Origin of the sequence: Elizabethkingia argenteiflava (genome assembly GCF_009904105.1) — a bacterium.
Lineage (GTDB): Bacteria > Bacteroidota > Bacteroidia > Flavobacteriales > Weeksellaceae > Elizabethkingia > Elizabethkingia argenteiflava.
This window is the reverse complement of record NZ_JAAABJ010000440.1, coordinates 1-484: the sequence shown is the minus strand read 5'-3', so window position 1 is coordinate 484 and position 484 is coordinate 1. Positions and strand designations below refer to the sequence as shown.

Here is a 484-nt window from a genome sequence, read left to right as displayed (position 1 = left end):
TTCAATAATCCATCTTTTATGGATAGGCTGAAAATTATTTTTTTGCTTATCAGGCCTTAAAACAACCTGAATAATGTATCCAAACCCCTTTTTTACCATATCTACTATTTCCCCACGATAACCACCATCAGCCAGAATAACTATAATGCCACAAAGCATTTCTTTTAACACGCGCATAATTAAAATAACAGCCTTACTATCATGTATATTAGCCATTGTAACCATGATAGCAATTAAAAAACCATTTTTATCAACGACCACATGACGTTTTATGCCCTTAATCTTTTTATAGCCATCAAATCTTTTTAATGACCGGATATTGCCACACCGAATATTCTGGCTGTCCATAATACCAAGCGATGGCTCTGATTTTTGTCCTAGTTTTACTCGAAATTTGCCTCGTACATGTTCCAACACTAGTACGAATTGCCCCATATCTGCTACTAGTACACCAGGTGCCACTTGGGGAAATCTTGGGGAAGCA

At 36.8% G+C, this 484-nt stretch carries 1 protein-coding gene; it reads right to left on the bottom strand.

The annotated features are described in order from the left end of the window. Positions 1-484: transposase (locus tag GNY06_RS05180; RefSeq protein ID WP_166519097.1), on the bottom strand; the 484-nt coding region annotated here is incomplete at both ends.